Origin of the sequence: Mesorhizobium sp. M1169 (genome assembly GCF_040318345.1) — a bacterium.
In the GTDB taxonomy this organism is placed as follows: Bacteria; Pseudomonadota; Alphaproteobacteria; order Rhizobiales; family Rhizobiaceae; genus Mesorhizobium.
The window spans coordinates 184,167-202,385 of the sequence record NZ_JAMYME010000003.1 but is presented as its reverse complement, the minus strand read 5'-3'; the positions used below and the strand labels follow the sequence as shown (position 1 = coordinate 202,385).

The 18,219-nt window shown below is 61.0% G+C and carries 20 protein-coding genes and 2 pseudogenes; 13 read left to right on the top strand and 9 right to left on the bottom strand.

Annotation, left to right across the window (positions count from 1 at the left end):
* Positions 1–264: 264 nt before the first annotated feature.
* Positions 265–474 carry a hypothetical protein gene (locus NKH41_RS04580; protein WP_352768508.1) on the bottom strand — a complete coding sequence of 70 codons (210 nt, stop codon included), beginning with the start codon at positions 472–474 and terminating at the stop codon, positions 265–267.
* Between NKH41_RS04580 and NKH41_RS04575 the strand changes: the two genes are divergently transcribed.
* Positions 400–1,035: an NAD(P)H-dependent oxidoreductase gene (locus NKH41_RS04575; RefSeq protein ID WP_352617777.1), complete on the top strand. Its 636-nt coding sequence runs from the start codon at positions 400–402 to the stop codon at positions 1,033–1,035. The genes NKH41_RS04580 and NKH41_RS04575 overlap by 75 nt on opposite strands.
* A gap of 96 nt (positions 1,036–1,131) precedes the next feature.
* Positions 1,132–1,296 (top strand): annotated as a pseudogene (locus NKH41_RS34120) (GMP synthase (glutamine-hydrolyzing)); the annotation flags it as partial.
* A 648-nt stretch (positions 1,297–1,944) separates the two neighbouring features.
* Here NKH41_RS34120 and NKH41_RS04560 read toward each other — a convergent pair.
* The gene (locus NKH41_RS04560) at positions 1,945–2,595 is read right to left on the bottom strand and encodes a TetR/AcrR family transcriptional regulator (protein ID WP_352768209.1); all 651 of its coding nucleotides are present in this window, start codon (positions 2,593–2,595) and stop codon (positions 1,945–1,947) included.
* Positions 2,596–2,668: 73 nt separating this feature from the next.
* Here NKH41_RS04560 and NKH41_RS04555 point away from each other — a divergent pair, with 73 nt between their 5' ends.
* Both NKH41_RS04555 and NKH41_RS04550 read left to right on the top strand, forming a co-directional pair.
* Positions 2,669–2,839, top strand: a complete 171-nt coding sequence (locus NKH41_RS04555; protein WP_352768211.1) for a hypothetical protein — start codon at positions 2,669–2,671, stop codon at positions 2,837–2,839.
* Positions 2,840–2,882: 43 nt separating this feature from the next.
* The gene (locus NKH41_RS04550) at positions 2,883–3,776 is read left to right on the top strand and encodes an NAD(P)/FAD-dependent oxidoreductase (protein ID WP_352768214.1); all 894 of its coding nucleotides are present in this window, start codon (positions 2,883–2,885) and stop codon (positions 3,774–3,776) included.
* Between the two features lie 731 nt (positions 3,777–4,507).
* On the opposite strand, the gene NKH41_RS04545 is transcribed toward NKH41_RS04550, so the two are convergent.
* From NKH41_RS04545 to NKH41_RS04535, 3 genes and pseudogenes are all read right to left on the bottom strand, one after another.
* The gene (locus NKH41_RS04545; protein WP_352768215.1) at positions 4,508–5,053 is read right to left on the bottom strand and encodes a dihydrofolate reductase family protein; all 546 of its coding nucleotides are present in this window, start codon (positions 5,051–5,053) and stop codon (positions 4,508–4,510) included.
* Positions 5,054–5,334: 281 nt separating this feature from the next.
* Positions 5,335–5,418: pseudogene (locus tag NKH41_RS04540) on the bottom strand (dihydrofolate reductase family protein); the annotation flags it as partial.
* A gap of 167 nt (positions 5,419–5,585) precedes the next feature.
* Positions 5,586–7,655 carry a N,N-dimethylformamidase beta subunit family domain-containing protein gene (locus tag NKH41_RS04535; RefSeq protein WP_352768218.1) on the bottom strand — a complete coding sequence of 690 codons (2,070 nt, stop codon included), beginning with the start codon at positions 7,653–7,655 and terminating at the stop codon, positions 5,586–5,588.
* Positions 7,656–7,854: 199 nt separating this feature from the next.
* Here NKH41_RS04535 and NKH41_RS04530 point away from each other — a divergent pair, with 199 nt between their 5' ends.
* From NKH41_RS04530 to NKH41_RS04490, 9 genes are all read left to right on the top strand, one after another.
* A complete protein-coding gene (locus NKH41_RS04530; protein WP_352473450.1) occupies positions 7,855–8,628 on the top strand; it encodes an SDR family NAD(P)-dependent oxidoreductase in 774 nt (257 codons plus the stop codon).
* Between the two features lie 80 nt (positions 8,629–8,708).
* Positions 8,709–10,031, top strand: a complete 1,323-nt coding sequence (gene hisD / locus NKH41_RS04525) for a histidinol dehydrogenase (protein ID WP_352612040.1) — start codon at positions 8,709–8,711, stop codon at positions 10,029–10,031.
* A gap of 15 nt (positions 10,032–10,046) precedes the next feature.
* Entirely contained in the window at positions 10,047–11,069 is a 1,023-nt protein-coding gene (locus NKH41_RS04520; protein ID WP_352768492.1) for a zinc-dependent alcohol dehydrogenase, read from the top strand.
* Between the two features lie 31 nt (positions 11,070–11,100).
* Entirely contained in the window at positions 11,101–11,832 is a 732-nt protein-coding gene (gene hutC / locus NKH41_RS04515; protein WP_352502138.1) for a histidine utilization transcriptional repressor HutC, read from the top strand.
* Between the two features lie 223 nt (positions 11,833–12,055).
* Entirely contained in the window at positions 12,056–13,057 is a 1,002-nt protein-coding gene (locus NKH41_RS04510) for an ABC transporter substrate-binding protein (protein WP_502893732.1), read from the top strand.
* Between the two features lie 97 nt (positions 13,058–13,154).
* Complete coding sequence (locus NKH41_RS04505) at positions 13,155–13,952, top strand: ABC transporter permease (protein ID WP_352569437.1); 798 nt, start codon at positions 13,155–13,157, stop codon at positions 13,950–13,952.
* Positions 13,953–13,962: 10 nt separating this feature from the next.
* Positions 13,963–14,745, top strand: coding sequence for an ABC transporter ATP-binding protein (locus NKH41_RS04500; protein ID WP_023676185.1), 783 nt, complete (start codon positions 13,963–13,965; stop codon positions 14,743–14,745).
* A 204-nt stretch (positions 14,746–14,949) separates the two neighbouring features.
* Complete coding sequence (locus tag NKH41_RS04495; RefSeq protein WP_051406115.1) at positions 14,950–15,351, top strand: YciI family protein; 402 nt, start codon at positions 14,950–14,952, stop codon at positions 15,349–15,351.
* A gap of 86 nt (positions 15,352–15,437) precedes the next feature.
* Positions 15,438–16,694 (top strand): RNA polymerase sigma factor, encoded by a 1,257-nt coding sequence (locus NKH41_RS04490; protein ID WP_352768219.1) that lies wholly within the window; start codon positions 15,438–15,440, stop codon positions 16,692–16,694.
* Positions 16,695–16,781: 87 nt separating this feature from the next.
* Here NKH41_RS04490 and NKH41_RS04485 read toward each other — a convergent pair whose 3' ends face one another.
* The 4 genes from NKH41_RS04485 to NKH41_RS04470 form a co-directional block, all read right to left on the bottom strand.
* Positions 16,782–17,189, bottom strand: coding sequence for a PIN domain-containing protein (locus tag NKH41_RS04485; RefSeq protein ID WP_352502141.1), 408 nt, complete (start codon positions 17,187–17,189; stop codon positions 16,782–16,784).
* Positions 17,179–17,409, bottom strand: a complete 231-nt coding sequence (locus NKH41_RS04480) for an AbrB/MazE/SpoVT family DNA-binding domain-containing protein (protein WP_023676182.1) — start codon at positions 17,407–17,409, stop codon at positions 17,179–17,181. Before NKH41_RS04480 ends, NKH41_RS04485 begins: the two co-directional genes overlap by 11 nt.
* 108 nt (positions 17,410–17,517) lie before the next feature.
* Complete coding sequence (locus NKH41_RS04475; RefSeq protein WP_352768222.1) at positions 17,518–17,946, bottom strand: type II toxin-antitoxin system VapC family toxin; 429 nt, start codon at positions 17,944–17,946, stop codon at positions 17,518–17,520.
* Positions 17,943–18,185 carry a type II toxin-antitoxin system Phd/YefM family antitoxin gene (locus NKH41_RS04470; protein ID WP_352502143.1) on the bottom strand — a complete coding sequence of 81 codons (243 nt, stop codon included), beginning with the start codon at positions 18,183–18,185 and terminating at the stop codon, positions 17,943–17,945. The genes NKH41_RS04475 and NKH41_RS04470 overlap by 4 nt, the downstream gene beginning before the upstream one ends.
* Positions 18,186–18,219: the final 34 nt, after the last annotated feature.

The window sequence follows — 18,219 nt, the reverse complement described above, 5'->3', positions numbered from 1 at the left end:
ACCCATTGATACCGATAGTCGCCAAAACGAGCAAATCGTGGACCGTCGAAATTGGTGTTTGAAATCAAGAGCGCAAATTTCTGACGGATCGCAAGAGGGTTCTTCGTCATGCGCAAAGGATTTGCGATAGCCAAATCAGCGAGTTACCATAGCTATGAACCATCGAGTGGGAATGAGGGGGAGTCTTAGCGAGCTGCCGAGAGCAGAGTGGCGGAAGCGATAATACCCCGGCAGATGTAGGCGATTGTCCTTGCATGGTGGCCTCTAGTCCTCAAGGCGACGAGAAGGGCCATTCTCGGCGTTGAAAAACAATTGCTCTTTGAAGACTGTGGCGCGTACAGCTATTTCGAAATCCCATGATTGGTATGAGAAGCTTTGCCCGAGCACCGCGCCGCACGAATGATGACGCGCAGCGCAACCAAATTGGGGAGGATTCAAAATATTAGTATGCGATGTTTGATTGTCACGGCTCATCCACTCAATCCAAGCCTTTGCCAAACGCTTTCGAACGCAGCTATCGACACCCTGGTGGATGCGAAGCACCAGTGCCGACATGTTGATCTGTATCGATCTGGCTTCTTCCCGGCTCTTACACCGGCGGAGCGTGCGAGCTACTATTCCGGATTCGAGACCACAGAGGTAGCTAAAGAGATTGAGGATCTTCTCTGGGCCGAGACTATCGTCTTGATTTTTCCCACGTGGTGGTTCGGACCTCCAGCTATATTGAAGGGCTGGTTCGACAGGGTATGGGTGCCTGGTATTGCATACGATCACGCAGCCGATCTTGGTGCCATACAACCGCGACTTCACCAGTTAAGGAAGGTGGTTGCAATAACAACTTTGGGCTCACCTTGGTGGGTCGATTGGCTGATCCTCAGGCGGCCAATGCGGCGTGTTCTCAAGACAGCTATTCTGAATACCTGTGCTCCTCAAGCCTCGCTTACGTTCCTTTCATTTTACAAGGTTGAAAGTCTGCCTAGGCAAGGCGTCGATGCTGCGATAAATCGCATTAGATCAATGCTACAGCGTCTATAGCTAAGCCTCGTCACAATGCTCCTTTTCCTTGAAGGGCGCACGTAGAGCAATGCCCGTGGGGACAGCGCGGCTCGTGACCGCTGCCCTTATCGGTATGTACGCGCATCACCATCGGTAGATGGCAGCACCGCGGATATCTACCGTCACGACATGGCATTCCTGGGCGCAGCCGCCACCGGCATCATCAACGAGGTGCGCGGCATCAACCGCGTCGTCTATGACGTGACGAGCAAACCGCCAGGCACAATCGAGTGGGAGTGAGGGAAACGGCGATGATAGGCGGCTCTAGCGTAGAATTTCGCAGAAAATACAATGATTTGCGGGCAGAGAAGACTGCTAGCCAGGGCACATTATCAATGGAATTGTCAAACCTATCAAATCATTGAAATCGTCAAGTTTATCGGAGCGCCTGGCGCGGCTCGCAGCTTGTAGCAGATCACTCTGACGGTACTTTTGACGGTACTTTTCATATCCGACAGAGCATTCTAAAAAGTACCGTCATTCGTTTTTGGGATTTGACGGTACTTTTCTGTGCGTCAACGCTTTGAAATATAACGAAAATTGCCCGTAGCATGACATTTCTGCGCTGACGGTACTTTAGTTATCGACATACATAGTTTCAGCTTTGGCTGCGGTACCGATCGATGTTCCGGACCCGATAGCATATCGTCGGATGGCACCGTCGCATCACCTATCAAATGTTGTCCCGACTGCTGCCGGATCTGCGATGGAGAGAAGCGTCGACCGCATCCAGGCGGGAGCTTGGACCGCGGTAGATGCGAGCGTCTTTTGTCGTTGGGAGAAAGATGAGGTGCCGCGATCTGTGCAAGCTCGGCCGCGCGCGCCGGCCCAATATGACGAAGCGCCTGGACGACGGTCCCGGCCAAGCTGCCCGGAGCAATCAAATGCTTATCCGCCCGCGTGGTCGTTGCCACCGTGCGCGGCGATGAACATGGCGACGGCCGACCGGCAATAGGATTCGATTTCGTTGTCGTCCTCTGCTCTCGCCTCATCGAAGCGTGCGATAATCAGGAGATCGGATCCTTTGAAAAGCGCGGCAAACAAGCGGGCGGACCGGAGAGGATCGGGCACGTTCAGAGCCGCCTTCGCGTGCAAGTGACGCAACAGCGCCTCGATTTGGGCGATGACATGGGCGGGGCCGGCTTCGTAATGGAGCTTGCTTAACGACTTTTGATTCGTCTTGTCGGCCATGATCATGGCTTCGACACTGCGGACGTCCGAGCTCAACAGCGTGCGAAGCAGGCATGATCCCACCGCCATGAGCTGATCTTCGGCCGAACCGTCGACGCCTTCAAGAAGGGCCTGTGGTGCAAACAACTGATGGCAGCCGGCCGCGATGGCCGCGCTGAACAGCGCCTCCTTGTTCTCGAAGTGCCGATAGATGCTGAGCTTGGATATCTTCGCCCGCTGGGCGACCTTGTCCAATGTCGTCGCTTGAAAACCCAATTCCACAAAGAGTTCGCACGCGGCGTCGACTATCGTTTGGCCAAGCGCCTCGTTGGCGGGCCGGCCGCGCCGGCCCTGGCTGTTTACAGTCACGACAATTCCAGTACTTGACAGTATCCTAATTCTTGCATTACGATACCATGTAGTATCTGAAATGTGCAAGCCAATGGGTAGGTTTCAACCTGTCCTCCAAATCAAGTTTCCCGGGGCGCCCGGCGATATCGAATGCGGCATTGTCCGGCCGGTCAACACAGTGATGGGCGACTTTCTCGTCGATGCCGAAGCCCTGCTCGCTGCCCGTCTCGAGCGCGTATCGCTGGACGATATTTCGCGCTAGGCCTAGCCCAACCCCCTCCATCGACAACACGGAGCTTATCACCATGGATGACGTCATCATCATCGGCGGCAGCTTTGCCGGTCTCGCCGGCGCCCTGCAGCTCGGCCGTGCCCGCCGCAAGGTCACCGTTCTCGATACCGGCCTGCCGCGCAATCGCTTCGCCGGCCACTCGCATGGCCTGCTCGGTCACGATCACAAGCCACCGCTGGACATCCTGGCCGAGGCGCGGCAGCAGCTGGCGCGTTATCCCACGATCAGGCTGGTCAGTGCCCGGGCCGACAGCGTCTCCGGCGCCATCGACGATTTCTCCGTCCTCACTGGCGATGGCGAAAGCCTTGGGGCGCGGCGCCTGATCCTGAGCTATGGCGTCGCCGACCAGATGCCTGATGTTCCGGGCTTTGCCGAAGGCTGGGGCACGTCCATCGTACCCTGCCCCTATTGCGACGGCTTTGAAGCCGCCGGCCAGCATTGGGGCCTCGTCTGGTCCGGCCCGCAGTCGCACAATTATGTCAGGCTGTACCACGATTGGACCGACACGTTGACGCTCTTCGCCGATGGTCACGACATTCCACCCGATATCCGGGCCGATCTGGCGCGCCGCAACATACCTGTCGTTGATGGCCGGATCACCGAGATCGCCCATCACGGGGGCCATATCGCCACCGTCAATCTCGATACCGGCCGCAATGTCGCGGTCGACATCCTGTTCGCGCATCCGCGCAACAAGCCGTCCGCAAGCCTGCATGAATCACTGGGCCTCGCCACGGTCGATACGCCCCTCGGCATCGCCCTCAAGGTCGACGAGCGCCGCGAAACTAGCATTCCCGGCATCTACGCCGCCGGCGACCTCGCCAACCCCCTCATGGCCTCGGTCACCCTGGCAACATCGCATGGCGCGACGGCGGGTATCTCCGCCCAGCAGTCGATGCTGGTTTGAGAGCACAGATTCCCTTCTCCGGTTGCCGCGGGCTATCATATTCTGAAGGTTGCGGGCCGGTGCCACGGAACGCGGGGCCCCTCTCCCCTGAGGGACGTCTTTGGCCGGTCAGCCGTCTCGAAGGGGCAGTTGAGCAAAACGATTCCTAGGCTCAGGCCGGTCCGCAAACGGTCTCAAAAAGACCCACAGGCTTTCCACAGGTTATTCAACCTCCCCCGGCCCCCTCCGGGAAGAAGTTCAGCAAGTGGAGGGCGCGACATTGCACCTTGAACCGTGCTGTCGCGTCCTCGGAGCGGGTGGGTCTTGAGGTGTCCAGTTTATGCTGCCGGGAGTGTCCAGTTTGCACTGCCAGCGGTATCCAGTTCACCTACAAACGGAGAGGGATGGCGCTTGGATGACGCTGCCGCGGCGGGTCGCGTTGTGGCGCGCTGTGCTATGAAAGTTAGTGACGGTACTTTCTTGGTTCGCTGTGAAACCCACCTGAGTTGCCCAAAGTGGGTCGGGAAAAGGCGATCGACTTCGATAGATGCCGAAACCGCACAAAAAATTTTCGTGCTATTTTTCCATTTGAAATCAAGACTGTAACGTTTTGACGGCCCATGGGTCGGCTTCTTGCGCGGCAACGAATAAAAAACCTAGCTATATCAATGGCCTAACTAGATTTGGAACAATCGAGTAGGAATGAGCTCAAATTCGGTCCGACGGACGTTAGGGTGTCGGGTGGGTTGTGATCAGGCGGGAACGTACGTCACTCTGATCGCGTCCTCGCCAACCCGGTCGCTGGCCACGAGACGCAGCGGCGGCCGCGGGCCGGCGAAGAATGGCTTGCCGCGACCAAGCACGATGTGACGGAAGTAGAGCCGGTACTCATCGACAAGGCCAAGCTCGGTCAGACTACCCGCAAGCTCCGGTCCGGCGACTTCGATCTCGCCCTCGTGTTCGGCTTTAAGCGCCCTAACGAACCCTTTGAGATCGTCGTCCACCAGCGTCGCGTTCGGCCCGACCGACTTCAGGGTGCGAGAGACGACCCATTTCGGCTGCGCCCGCCAGGCCGCCGCAAAGTCGCGCCCGACCTGGTCCTGTCCTGGCTGACCCTCGTCCCAATAGCGCATTACCTCGTACATGCGCCGGCCGTAGAGGCTGCCGGCGATCCCGCGCACATGGGCGTTGAAGTGGCGATGGAGCGCCTCGCCCGGCATCGGCAGCCCGGGCCCGCCCTCGGCGCCAGCGACATAGTCGTCGAGCGACTGCATCATTCCGAACACAAGCTTCGCCATGCACAGGCTCCTATCGATCGACGACGATCCGAAGGGATCGCATTCATTTATACCTCGCCCTTACTTCGTCGGTTCGTTGGCTGCACACATTCTCTGACCTGTTCACGTTGGCCGGTAAATCTGCGCCACCGCGGCCCCCGGAAAGGCTTTCGAGCTCACCAGCTTGAGAGACATCGGCGCGGCGAGTTCGGAGAACAGCGGCAGGCCTTTGCCCAGCGCCACGGGGCCACCATCAGGGCGAGCTGGTCGACCAGTCCTTGGGCGACGAGACTGCGGGCGAAGCTCACTCCGCCGTGGGCGATGATCGGCTTGCCCTCTTGGGCTTTCAACTTCGCGACTTCCTCCGCCAAGTCACCGCTCGCCACATAGGCCTCCGCCCAACTTTCACCACCGGGCTGCAATTTCGCCGGCTGGTTGCGGCTGAGGCAACTGCCGTCCGCCAGGTGGCGAGAGGCATGTGAGACGAAGCCGGTGCACGCCGACTGATTTGATTTCCCAAGACCGGATACGGGTCTTTCCGTAACGGCGCCAATCAGCTTATCGATTTTTCTCGGCCTGGTTCTCCTTTCGTCGCACCGAGGCGGGTAAGCAGATTGAGCGTGATCCTGCCGACATCGTTCATGGCGCCTGCGGCTGGCAGCGCGCCGCACCAGGCAACCGAGCTTGCGGAAAAGATCAAGCCGCCTGCTGCGAGCTTTCGCAGGGTCATTTCGGCGCAGCGGCGGGCGATGCGTTGCTTATCCCCGCCCTCATACCAGCGCGTCGGATCCTGGAAGAAGCTGTCGGGAAATCCCGTCGCCCGCGCGATCACGACGGTGTCAGCGGAAGTGCCGAGGGCTGGATACGTCGCATCCACTTCGTAGCCCGCGGCACCGCCCAGCACCATGCCGTCGGTGCCGAAGGTCGCATTTTCAACGCCTTCGAACAGCCATGCGCATCCTGCTTCATGGCTTTCCTCAGTGCGCGTGAAGGGGCGTGCGCCATCGAAACCCATCAATGAGATTGCACCGCCGATCAGCGAGAATTCGCCTCGGCCGCGGCAGCGGAGATAGCCGCCTGGTTCGTTGGTGATCGACAGCGCCTGTTCGGCGACAGGGCCGTCCCAGGTGCGGCCGGCCTCCAGCGGCGAGCGCCGCAACTCCATCAGGTCGTCCTTGAAAGCCACAGTGGCAGCAAAGCCGTTTCCGCCGAGATAGGCGATGCTGCCGCCTTCGGCTACAAACTGCCGCAGCGCCTGCTCCATCTCGATCGACATATATTCGGGATGACTGCCGGTGACGACGGCTTGATGTCGACGCAAACCGTCTATGCCGCATTCGTGCAAATCGTGATCGGTCATGACGTCAAACACGATTCCATTGTCGTGGCAGAATCGGAGGAAATGCAGATCGACCGGCAAATTGTGTGGGCAGCCGCAGAGCGGATAATCGTAATCGTCCCTGAGCGTCACTTTCGGCTTTTTGTAGGAGCAGATGGAAACACCGCTAAGGTCGGAATGGTAGTCGTAAAGGGATTTCAGATTGTTGGCGATCGCGAAGCGATGTCCCCGGTCGTCGCCTTTCCATTCATAAAGATGATCCGGGAGATATTCGTCCGCATAAGCGAGATAGGTGGCCGTCGGCACGAGATACAACAGCGGCGACGAAACCTGTGAAGAGGTGACGAAGAACACCACGCGTTCGTAGCCACCCTCCCATTCGGCCTGGAACGCGTAGACGCCTGGGTGTGCGTTTTCGGGGATCGTCACGCGGTGCGAGACCGGCCACTCAAGCGGGCCGATGTCGTCGTCGTGGCAATGGATAGCGTCGTAGTGCGACGGCACCAAGCGAGGCTCGAAGCTCGATCCGTCCCAGCGTGCCGAAGTCACGCAGAAGGCTGGCTGATTGATCACGTCGAGGAGCAACGGATCTGCTCCGCCCGACGTCAGGATCGCCTGCGTTGGTAACAGCGTCGGGAAATCCCAGGCAACAGTCCCCTGTGGGGTGTCGAGCCGGATCGCAGCAAATTTCGCGTTGAGGGTAGGTTCGTGGTTGGTGGCGCTTGCGCCGAAATGGATGCCTTGCGCCTGGAGGTTCCGCGCCGGGCCGCCAAAACCTTCATGGAGTTCGTAAGGCGCGAGACGGTCATGGGATTTGATGCGCAGACGCGATTGATCCTGCCGCAGATCCAACTCGACGGTGAGCCACACACCAGTTGGCGCCTTCTTCTCGACAAAGGTTTCGTCACCGATTTCCACGACAAATGCGCCGTCGTCGCGGAGGCGCAGCCCGAGGGCGCCTGCTTCCAGGATCGTGCGCGCACCTTCGTTGCGCGTGAGGAACAGCTCGAAACGAATGCCGTGGACGGCTTGTACTTTGGCCAGTTCGCCGGCTCGCACGAACAGGAACGACCCCTGGTCGAAATGCCGATGCCGTGCTTCACCTATCGTTTCGATGGGCCAGGCGAGAAATTCCGGAGCCGGCTTGTCGAGCCGGCAAATTCGTGTGGCCTTTATCGGCCGATCGCATGACAGGCTGAGGTTGATCCGCTGGCCTGCTTTGGCACTCCAGGGGGTGGTATAGCCGACCACGCTCATCGCGTCGTGGTCTACTGCGCGCTTCATCTATCCCCTCCCGATGAACTCCAGATGGGCTGGGGCGAACCGGGTAGACCGGTCCGATGTCGGTCAATGCGCTGCCGCTCTGACAAGCAAAGTTCCGCATGGCGCACTACAGCCATGATGTACATGCTTGTATAGATAAGCTGCATTCGGATAGTCTCGACGCGATCGGTCCAAGCGCGACATTACCAAGGAGGATGACATGCGCAACGCATCTCTCTTCGATCTGTCAGGCAGGAAGGCGCTTGTAACCGGCGCAAGCCGTGGCATCGGGCGCAGCATCGCCGAGGCGCTCAGCGCGGCCGGCGCCGACGTCGCGGTCGCGGCGCGCAGCGTGGCCTCGCTCGAGAAGACGATGGCCGCCATCCGCACCGCCGGCGGGGTCGCGCACGCCGTCGCCCTGGATGTCACCGATGTCGACCGCTGCCGGGCGGCGACAGCCGAGGCCGGCAGCCTGCTCGGAGGTCTCGATATTCTCGTCAACAATGCGGGGGTGGAAGAGGTCCGGCCTTCACTCGATGTCGACGAGGCCTTGTGGGACCGGATTGTCGATACGAATCTCAAAGGCGCCTTCTTCTGCGCCCAAGCCGCCGCGCGGCAGATGAGAGACGCCGGGCGGCCCGGCGTCATTATCAATCTCTGCTCGCTGACCTCCGAGGTTGGGGTTCCCACGGCGGTGCCGTACGGCTCGTCGAAATCAGGCCTCCTCGGCATGACGCGGGCGCTTGCTGCAGAGTGGGCCGATCTCGGGATCCGGGTCAACGCCATTGCGCCTGGCTATTTCAGAACAGCGATGACAGACGTGTTCTACAGCAACGAGGCATGGCAGCAATCGATGCTCGCCAAGATTCCGCAGCGCCGTTTTGGTGATCTCTCGGACCTGCACGGAATCGCGGTGTTCCTCGCTTCGGATGCGGCAGCCTACATAACCGGCCAGTCCATTCCCGTGGATGGAGGCTTTCTCGCATCGATTTGAAGGCTTCAGGGGCCGGAGACGTGTCCCAGAAGTGATCGACAAGCGCTAATCGTAATTGCGTTCTAAGAAAAGGAGCCGCCATGTCTGACGTCAGCTTCCACCGCCTGTCATCCCTCAGTGTCGATCAGCGGGCCAGTTTACTGAAACGCGCCGAAGGAGATCTGTCTTCCTTCATCGAAAAGGTCCGTCCAATCATCCAGGCCGTCAAGGATGAAGGTGACGCGGCACTGCTCCGGTTTGCACGCGAACTCGACAAAGCCGATGTTGCCGACGGTGGACTGAAAGTTTCGGAAGCGGAGTTCGACGCGGCATTCGACAAGGTCGACAAGGACGTCGTGGAGAGTATCCGGTTCGGCATTGAGAACATCCGGCATTTCCACGAGGAGCAGCGCCCGGAAACGATGTGGCTCAAGGAAGTTCGGCCGGGCGCCTATGCGGGCGACCGATACACACCGATTGCTTCCGTTGCGCTTTATGTTCCGCGCGGCAAAGGCGCCTTTCCCTCGGTGACGATGATGACTTCGGTTCCGGCGGTGATTGCCGGGGTTCCCCAGATCGCGATCGTGACGCCTGCGACTTCGGATGGTTCCGTCGACGCCGCGACGCTGGTTGCTGCCCGCATCGCCGGCGTGGAGACCGTGTACAAGTGCGGCGGCGCCCATGCGGTCGCCGCCGTCGCCTATGGGACCGAGACTGTGAAGCCTGCCGTCAAGATCGTCGGGCCGGGGAGCCCCTGGGTGGTGGCGGCAAAGAGCGTGTTGTCCCCGATCATCAACACAGGTCTCCCCGCCGGTCCTTCCGAAGCGATCATTTTTGCCGATCACAGCGTCGACGGCGGCCTGGCTGCTCTTGACCTGTTGATCGAGGCCGAGCACGGGCCGGATTCCTCGGCCTACCTGGTGACGCACAGCCGCAAGGTCGCCGAAGCCGCATTGATTGCGATACCGGAACATTGGTCCCGGATGAGCGAACAGCGTGTGGAGTTCTCGCGCGCGGTGCTGACTGGAAGGCGCGGCGGCATCGTGCTGACCGAGTCGCTGGAGGACAGCTACCGGTTCATCAACGACTATGCGCCGGAGCACCTCGAGATTCTGTCAGCGGAGCCATTTGCGCATCTCGGACGTATCACGGAAGCTGCCGAGATCCTCATGGGTCCGCATACGCCGGTGACCCTCGCCAACTTCGTCCTGGGACCCAATGCGGTGCTGCCGACCAGCCGGTGGGCGCGAACCTTTGGACCGCTTTCCGTGACGGATTTCGTCAAGAGATCGTCGGTCGGCTATGTGACCTCGGCGGCCTATCCGGAACTCGCCCTGCATGCCCGCAGGCTCGCCCGCTACGAAGGATTCAGCTCGCATGAGAACGCGGTTTCGGAGATCCGCGATCGCTATCTCGCCGGCTGAGCGGAAACGATGACGATGAGGGCGGCGCGGCTCCATGGACCCGGCGACCTGCGCGTCGAGGATATCGCCGCGCCAGGCGCTCCCGAGCCAGGCTGGGTGAAGCTGAGGGTCGATGCCGCAGGCATTTGCGGTTCCGATCTCCACAACTTCCGCACGGGCCAATGGATAAGCCGATCGCCTTCCACGGCCGGCCATGAGCTGACAGGCACGGTGATTGCCATCGGCGAGGGCGTGGATACCGTCGGTGTTGGCGACCGAGTGGTCGCCGATTCCCGTTTCTGGTGCGGAGAATGCGCGCAATGCCATGCAGGCAAGCGGCATCTTTGCACGTCGCTGGGCTTTGTCGGCGAGATATGCGACGGCGGATTTGCCGAACAGGCGGTCCTGCCCGCACGCCTCCTGCACATCGTCGATGCCGTGCTTGACGAACGCGTCGCGGCGATGGCCGAGCCGCTGGCTGTAGCGTTGCACGCAGTGCGGCGTCTGCCGAAAACGGCCGGTTCCGTTCTTGTCGTCGGCTGCGGGACCATTGGCGGGCTTGCCGCACTGCTGCTTTCCCGGACATTCGCAGGTACCGTGCTCGTCGCCGACCGCAATCAGGGCCGCTGCGCCCGCGTGGCGCGGGTCACCGGCGCCAGCATCGTCGATTTGAACCGGAACGCCATCGCCGCCGCCACCGCGGATGCCCCCTTGCTCGCTGCCGTCGAAGCGACCGGCAGCATCGCAGCACTCGGCCAGTTGCTCGGCGTTCTCGACGCCGGCGGCACCGTTGCGATGGTCGGCATATTCCACGGCCGCCTCGATATCGATCCCAACATCCTGGTTGAACGCGAAATCGCATTGCTGGGATGCCACGCCTTTGCCGATGAGCTTCTCGACGCCATCCGGATGCTCGGCGAATTGACCGAGCCCATGGTCGAACTGATCGACCGGGAGATCGGCCTGGATGATGTTCCCGCAGCCTATAAGCGGTTGTTGGCGGGACAGGGCGATGGCTTGAAAACAATCATCCGGATGCGGTCTGCCGGGCGCGTGTGATTTCCGAACCTTGCCGGAAAGGATTTTTGTAATGATCACTTTGCCCGACACCGCCAGCCCTCTTTACGAGAAGGTCAAGGACTACATCCTGACGAATATCGGAACGGGGCGATGGAGCAAGGACCGCAAGCTGCCGTCCGAAAATGAATTCGTGGCGACACTCGGCGTGTCTCGGATGACGGTCCATCGTGCCTTGCGGGAGTTGACCTCTGCGGGTTTTCTGATCCGGCTCCAGGGCGTCGGCACATTCATCGCGCCGCCTCGACCGCAATCCGCACTGATCGAGATCAACAACATCGCGGCGGAAATTGTCGCGCGGGGAAACAGGCATCGCTCCGAGGTTATCGTCCTCGAAAAGATCACGCCGACAAAGGAGCTCGCGCTTTCGTTTGAGTTTGCAAAGCGCGTGTCGGTCTATCATTCCATCGTCGTCAACTTCGAGAACGACCTGCCTGTGCAACTGGAAGAGCGCTTCGTCAACCCGGGCCTGATACCCGACTATGACAAGCAGGATTTTTCCAAGACAGCGACCTACGACTACCTCATGCAGAAAACCCCCGTGACGGAGGTCGAGCACATCATCTCGGCGACCCCTGCCGATGCCGAGACGGCGCGGTATCTGGGCATCGACGTCGGCAGCTGCTGCCTGTTTCTGCATCGCCGGACATGGACGGGCGCCGTCGTTGCCACGATCAGCAAGCTGACTTACGTTGGCAGCCGCTACTCGCTTGGCAGTCGATATTCTCCATCCAAAAAAACCTGATCGCAGTGAAGCGAATCAGAGTCGGAAGGAGGGGGGCTAACTTGTATATGCATGTATGTATTTAGCCTTGACATCCGCTGTTGCTGACGTTGAAGTGTCGTCGCACTTTCGTTGAACGGACAGCTAAGATGCCGAGGCAGGTGCCGCAAGAGCAGAAGCCCGCATTCTCACCAGGCCGGATGTTTGGTTCAAAAAAGCGGCCTGATCATCAAGGAACAAGATGATGCGTAACCTAGCAGGACAATTTCGGGCACTCGTTATGGCTGCTGCCGTCGGGTTTGCCCCGGCGGTCTACGCGGCCGACACGACAATTCCGGCGACGCCTGAGGCAGGAACATTCAAGATAGGCATCGAGCCATGGCTTGGCTACGGCCAGTGGCACGTCGCCGAAGCCAAGGGTCTGTTCAAGGCAAACGGGCTGTCTGACGTGCAGATCGTGAACTTCGCCGAGGACAAGGACATCAACGCCGCCCTGGCGAGCGGCCAGCTCGATGCCGCCAACATCGCGACCCACACGGCTATGGGCATGGTTGCGGCCGGCCTGCCGGTGAAGATCGTGCTTCTGCTCGACGTCAGCATGACGGCGGACGCCATGATCGCCGGCAAGGACATCGCCTCCGTCGCCGACCTCAAGGGCAAACAGGTGGCTTTCGAGGAAGGCACGACGAGCGACATCCTGCTCAAATACGCGCTCGCCAAGAACGGCATGTCCATCGCCGATGTCCAGCCGGTTCCAATGCCGGCGGCGGATGCCGGCAGTGCGTTGATCGCCGGCCAGGTCCCGGTCGCGGTTACCTATGAGCCCTATCTCACCGCGGCCAGGGCACAGAACAAGGACGTCAAGCTGCTCTTCACCGCAGGCGAAGATCCCGGCCTGATCAGTGACGTGTTGGTGGTGCGCGATGAGGTGATCAAGTCGCGTCCCGGCCAGGTGCTTGCCATGATCAAAACCTGGGATGCGGCCCTGAAGGCTTACAATGCCGACACGCCCGACGGCCGGGCGATCATCTCCAAGGCGGTTGGTTCGAGCGTCGAAGACCTCAACACCGCCTTTGATGGCGTGCGTTACTATACTCTCGCCGAAAACAAGGATGCGCTGACGGGCGAATTTTCCACCAAGACATTCGCCGATGTCGAGGCAGCCGCCAAGAACGCCGGGCTGCTTCAGGCGGACGTGACGCCGGAGCAGATGATCGACCCGTCATTCGTCAAGGCCGCGAAATGACGAGGGCCGGCTCGCGGTGGTGACGCAAATGTCCGAGCAGCGTGCGACCAAGCCAAGCCCGTCTCACGCAGCGCCGGGGCAGGTGATCAAACAGCCGATGCGCCGTCGCCGATCCTCCGGGATCGGCGCGCCCATCGCACGCTCGCGCTTCCTGATGATAGCAGTGGCGGTTTTTGCCGGCCTCGGCCTCGCTTGGTGGGCGGCAACGGGGTTGGGGCTGGTAAAGCCGATTTTCCTGCCCTCGCCGGGGAGCGTGGTGACCCAGCTCGGCAAGCTCTCGGGTGACGGCACGCTGTGGCTGGATCTCAGGACCTCAATATACCGTATTTCTGTTGGCTTCCTCATCGCCTCGGCATTGGCGATTCCGATTGGCGTGCTGATCGGCAGCTTCAGGACTTGGGAAGCGGCGATCGAGCCGCTTGTGGATTTCATCCGCTACATGCCGGTGGTCGCTTTCGTGCCCCTCTCCATCCTGTGGTCGGGGACCGGCGATGCCCAGAAGTTCCTGATCATCTTCATCGGCACCTTCTTTCAGCAGGTGCTGATGATCATGGACAATGTGAAGCGGGTTCCCGCTGATTTCATCGGCCTTGGCAGGACGCTCGGCCTGCCGGATCGCAGGATCCTGACGCGCATCGTGGTTCCCAGCGCCTTGCCAGGCATCTGGGATACGTTGCGCATCAGTCTCGGCTGGGCATGGACCTGGCTGGTGTTGGCGGAACTTGTCGCGGCGACATCAGGGCTCGGCTACCGCATCACCGTGTCCCAGCGTTATTTCCAGACAAACACCATCATCGGCTACATCCTGCTGCTGGGCGTGCTTGGCCTCATTACCGACCAGGTCATGAAGGCACTGGGAAAAGTGCTGTTCCGGCAGGAGGGCCACGTGCAATGAGGCCGGGCCGATGAGTTTGCCCAAATTGGGGATCAAAGGTCTCCACAAGAGCTTCGGCACGGGCGCGCGGCGCACGGAAGTGCTGCGCGATATCAATCTCGATCTTGCCGACAACGAGTTCGTCTCGCTGGTGGGCACGTCGGGTTGCGGCAAGAGCACGCTGCTGTCGATCGTTGCCGGACTGCAGGATTTCGACGCGGGAGATCTTGCCATCGATGGCGCGCCGATCCTGCAGCCGGGCCTCGACCGCGGCGTCGTCTTCCAGTCCTACACCCTGCTTCCCTGGCTGACGGCGCAGCAGAACATCGAGTTCGCCCTCAAGGCCGCGGGTCATGATCGCGCGACCTGCCGCAGGATAGCACGCGAGCATCTCGATCTGGTCAAGCTCCCTCACAGCGCCAATCGTTATCCGTCTGAGCTTTCGGGCGGCATGAAGCAACGGGTGGCCATAGCGCGTGCTCTTTCCTATCGACCCAAAATGCTTCTGATGGACGAGCCCTTTGGCGCGCTCGATGCCTTGACCAGGCATCAGATGCAGGAACTCCTGACGCAGATCTGGGAGGAGCACAGGCTCACCGTGCTCTTCGTCACCCATGATGTGGAAGAAGCCGTCTACCTGTCGGACCGCATCGTCGTGATGGGGATCGGCCCAGGACGCATCATGCAGACCTTCAATGTCGACATCGAGCGCCCGCGCCGGGAAGAGGTCATGGAAACCCCGGCCTTCATGGATTTGCAGCGCAGCGTGCACAAGGCGATCCGCGAGGCCTCAAAACGTCCCGAAATGGTTTAGGCGGGCCACTCAATTACTTACAATCGGCGACCAGCGTTGCGCCCAATCTCGATATCGCGCCATCGCGATTCCTGACCAGGGGAGCCGCGATCGGCGGCTTCTCCTCAACCTCGAAAAAAATTTGCAGGACAATGTCGATTTCCTAAACTCCGTTCGTCGTTTCGATGCCGGGCCGGTGAGTCCGGCTCAACAAGGAGACAGACGATGCGTGTGATGGTGCTCGTGAAGGCTACCGAGGACAGCGAAAAGGGCTTTGTCCCCACGCCCGAGGCGAAGGAGGCGATGGAGGCGATGGGCAGGTTTAACGACGAGCTGCGCAATGCCGGCATCTTGCTCGACGCCGATGGCCTCAAGCCCTCCTCGCAGGGCAAGCGCGTTGCCTTCGATGGCCCCCGCCGGACGGTCATCGACGGGCCTTTCGCCGAGACCCGCGAACTGGTCGCCGGCTTTTGGCTCTGGGAAGTCAAGGACATGGACGAGGCGGTCGCCTGGGTGAAGCGCTGCCCCAATCCCATGCCGGGACCGAGCGAGATTGAAATCCGGCCGCTGTACGAGATGGCTGATTGGCAATGGGAATCTGACGCCGGAGGTCACGGAAATCCATGACCGGACGCGCGAGAAGCTCAGCGGCAACTGAACCTGTCGGCCGCAACCTGCTTTGCCTTCGTTATGGCTTTGGCCGATAAGGCAGCATGACGGCAGGCGAGACGCAGCAGGCGATCGAGGCGATTTTTCGCATTGAACGGGCCCGGCTCATCGCGGGGCTGGCCCGCCTCGTGCGCAATGTCGATCTTGCAGAGGAACTGGTGCAGGATGCCCTGGTCATAGCCCTATCCGAATGGTCCAGGACCGGCGTTCCGGCCAATCCCGGCGCTTGGCTGATGACGGTCGCCAAACGCCGCGCCATCGACGCGATCCGTCACGACAAGATGCGCGAGCGCAAGCATGAGGAGATCGCGCTGGAGCTGGACGGCGAGTGCGATGGTACGGCCGAGGGAAACGAAATGGCCATGAACGACGATCTTGGCGACGAGCTGCTGGGTCTCATCTTCACAGCCTGCCACCCCATACTTTCGGCCGACGCCCGCGCGGCCCTCACGCTGCGTGTCATCGGCGGCCTGACGACGGACGAGATCGCCCGTGCTTTCCTGTCGAGCGAGGTGACGATCGCCCAGCGCATCGTCCGCGCAAAGCGGACGATCGGAAAGGCCAGGCTCAGCTTCGAGGTGCCGCGCGGCGCCGAGCGTGCGGCGCGTCTGTCCTCGGTGCTGGAGGTCATCTATCTCATCTTCAATGAAGGCTATGCCGCCACGGCAGGCGACGACCTTGTCCGGCCGAGCCTGTGCCTGGAGGCACAACGGCTCGGCCGCATGCTGGCGGGGTTGATGGCCGAGGATGCCGAGGTGTTCGGCCTGCTGGCTCTGATGGAAATCCAGGCATCGCGCCTGCCGGCACGCATCGGGCCGGACGGCGCCCTCTTGACCCTGACCGAGCAAAACCGCGCGCGCTGGGACCAGCTGCTGATCCGCCGAGGCCTTGACGCGCTGGCCCATGCCGAAGCCCTCGGGGGCGATGGCCCCTATGTGTTGCAGGCCGCGCTTGCAGCCTGTCACGCGCGGGCGCGCAGTCCGGCCGACACCGACTGGCCCCGCATCGCAGCGCTCTACGACCGGCTGCGTGCAGTGATGCCCTCGCCGGTGGTCGATCTCAATCGAGCGGTCGCCCACAGCATGGCCTTCGGGCCCGAAGCGGGCCTGCGGCTGGTAGACGAGATTGCCGACGCCGCCGCCTTGCGCAATTATGCGCCATTGCCGGCGGCGAGGGGCGATTTTCTGTTTCGGGCCGGCCGGCTGGCCGAGGCCCGCGCCGAATTCGAGGCTGCGGCCAAGCTCACCCGCAACGTGCGCGAGGCGGCCTTTCTCCTCGCCCGCGCAGACGCTTGTGGTTGACAGCATCGCTCTCCGTGCCCGACGCGCCGCTCGGCAACATCGAAAGCCGCCAGTTCGCTCCCGGCCAGCCCCCTTCAATGAGCGTGATCAGCTCGCAACGCGAAAGGGATTAACGATGCGCAAGCCTTCGTCGAGCGCCATTCCGTGCTGCATGTCCTCTGACCAGAGTGTATCGCAGCCAGCGTGAACCGCCGCGGAGGCGATCATCGCTTCATAGGTGGAAAGGCCGTACCGCTCGGCGAGCCTCAATCCTGTTTCGTGGGTCTCGTGCGTGAGCGGATGAACCGTCAACAGGCCGCGCAGCGTGGTCAGCAGCGCATGCGTGTCGTCCCATGACATTTGCATCTTCCGACGCGCGACATTGGTGAGTTCATTGAGAACCTGCACGCTGATCGCCCCGCCATCGGCGATGACCGCCTCGGCCCGATCCGCCTTCGCCGTGTCGTCTGACGCGATATAAAGAAGGACATTGGTATCGAAAAAACTAGCGGGCATTTGCCTCGTCCCGATCGAATTTGAAGTCAGCGGGAAGCCGACCGCGGAAGGCGCGGAGACGCTTCAGCAACTCCTCACGCCCGGGCTTCCGCGCGACGCCAAGCTGGCGGGCGTCAGCGACATGGATTTCGATCTCATCGCCTTCCCTGAGTTCAAGCGCTTCGACCACAGCGGCGGGAAGGCGGACCGCAAGACTGTTTCCCCATTTGGCGACCTGCATGCCACTTCCTCTCTTAGATATACGCTGGGAGAAATGTATATCCACAAGTCGTCAAGGGTCAAGAATTGCAGCCAATAGGTGTGTTCATTTTGGAGGAGAGGGCCTCGATCATGCCATCAACTGCGTCGGCACGCCGAGAATCGGTCCTGCCTCGGCGAGCCGCTGGTCGAGGGTCCACACCGTGGCGCCATGCTCCGATGCCGTCGCGAGGTGCAGGGCGTCGCCAGCACGAAACCCGAGGATATGCTGATCGGCGAATTTCGCGGCGACCCGAAAATGCCCGCCCGTCACCGGCAGCACGGTGAAGCTCTCAGCGACAAGCTTATTGAACATCGCGAGCGCTGCCGCGCGTTGATCCAGGTCGATCTGTCCGGTCCGAAGCTTGACCGCCATGGCGGAGGACATCTCGGTGATGGTCCAGTCGCTGATCACAAGTTGCGCAGGGTCCTGCTCCGCCAGCCAGCCCTGAACGCGCGCGGTCACGGCTTCGTTGGATAGCGCCGCGATGATCAGCGAAGTATCGAGATAGGACGTCAATAGCGATCGCCATCTCGCATCGATCGCACCAGATCGGTGGCAGCCTGAGCCTGCAGAGACATGGTTGCGGTCAGGGATTGGAGCAGGACGGCGTCGATCCGTTTGCGAGGGCGGGCCACGGCCGTGAGCCTGGCGACCGGCTTGCCACGCCGGGTTATGTCGATCGAGTCTCCAGCTTCAACCCGGTCGACGAGCTCACTCAGATGTGCCTTGGCGTCCGCCAGATTGACTGCATCCATGTCACGCTCCTGACCATGTAGATGGTCATGTAGC

What these genes read in the sequence shown, in the direction of transcription:
- NKH41_RS04520 (WP_352768492.1), top strand. Translation starts at nt 10,047, where the DNA reads ATGAGGGCGGCGCGGCTCCATGGACCCGGCGACCTGCGCGTCGAGGAT.
- NKH41_RS04500 (WP_023676185.1), top strand. Translation starts at nt 13,963, where the DNA reads ATGAGTTTGCCCAAATTGGGGATCAAAGGTCTCCACAAGAGCTTCGGC.
- NKH41_RS04545 (WP_352768215.1), bottom strand. Translation starts at nt 5,053, where the DNA reads ATGGCGAAGCTTGTGTTCGGAATGATGCAGTCGCTCGACGACTATGTC.
- NKH41_RS04480 (WP_023676182.1), bottom strand. Translation starts at nt 17,409, where the DNA reads ATGCAGGTCGCCAAATGGGGAAACAGTCTTGCGGTCCGCCTTCCCGCC.
- NKH41_RS04485 (WP_352502141.1), bottom strand. Translation starts at nt 17,189, where the DNA reads ATGCCCGCTAGTTTTTTCGATACCAATGTCCTTCTTTATATCGCGTCA.
- NKH41_RS04510 (WP_502893732.1), top strand. Translation starts at nt 12,056, where the DNA reads ATGCGTAACCTAGCAGGACAATTTCGGGCACTCGTTATGGCTGCTGCC.
- NKH41_RS04535 (WP_352768218.1), bottom strand. Translation starts at nt 7,655, where the DNA reads ATGAAGCGCGCAGTAGACCACGACGCGATGAGCGTGGTCGGCTATACC.
- NKH41_RS04555 (WP_352768211.1), top strand. Translation starts at nt 2,669, where the DNA reads ATGGGTAGGTTTCAACCTGTCCTCCAAATCAAGTTTCCCGGGGCGCCC.
- hutC (WP_352502138.1), top strand. Translation starts at nt 11,101, where the DNA reads ATGATCACTTTGCCCGACACCGCCAGCCCTCTTTACGAGAAGGTCAAG.
- NKH41_RS04470 (WP_352502143.1), bottom strand. Translation starts at nt 18,185, where the DNA reads ATGGATGCAGTCAATCTGGCGGACGCCAAGGCACATCTGAGTGAGCTC.
- NKH41_RS04495 (WP_051406115.1), top strand. Translation starts at nt 14,950, where the DNA reads ATGCGTGTGATGGTGCTCGTGAAGGCTACCGAGGACAGCGAAAAGGGC.
- NKH41_RS04505 (WP_352569437.1), top strand. Translation starts at nt 13,155, where the DNA reads ATGCGCCGTCGCCGATCCTCCGGGATCGGCGCGCCCATCGCACGCTCG.
- hisD (WP_352612040.1), top strand. Translation starts at nt 8,709, where the DNA reads ATGTCTGACGTCAGCTTCCACCGCCTGTCATCCCTCAGTGTCGATCAG.
- NKH41_RS04550 (WP_352768214.1), top strand. Translation starts at nt 2,883, where the DNA reads ATGGATGACGTCATCATCATCGGCGGCAGCTTTGCCGGTCTCGCCGGC.
- NKH41_RS04530 (WP_352473450.1), top strand. Translation starts at nt 7,855, where the DNA reads ATGCGCAACGCATCTCTCTTCGATCTGTCAGGCAGGAAGGCGCTTGTA.
- NKH41_RS04575 (WP_352617777.1), top strand. Translation starts at nt 400, where the DNA reads ATGATGACGCGCAGCGCAACCAAATTGGGGAGGATTCAAAATATTAGT.
- NKH41_RS04490 (WP_352768219.1), top strand. Translation starts at nt 15,438, where the DNA reads ATGACGGCAGGCGAGACGCAGCAGGCGATCGAGGCGATTTTTCGCATT.
- NKH41_RS04580 (WP_352768508.1), bottom strand. Translation starts at nt 474, where the DNA reads ATGAGCCGTGACAATCAAACATCGCATACTAATATTTTGAATCCTCCC.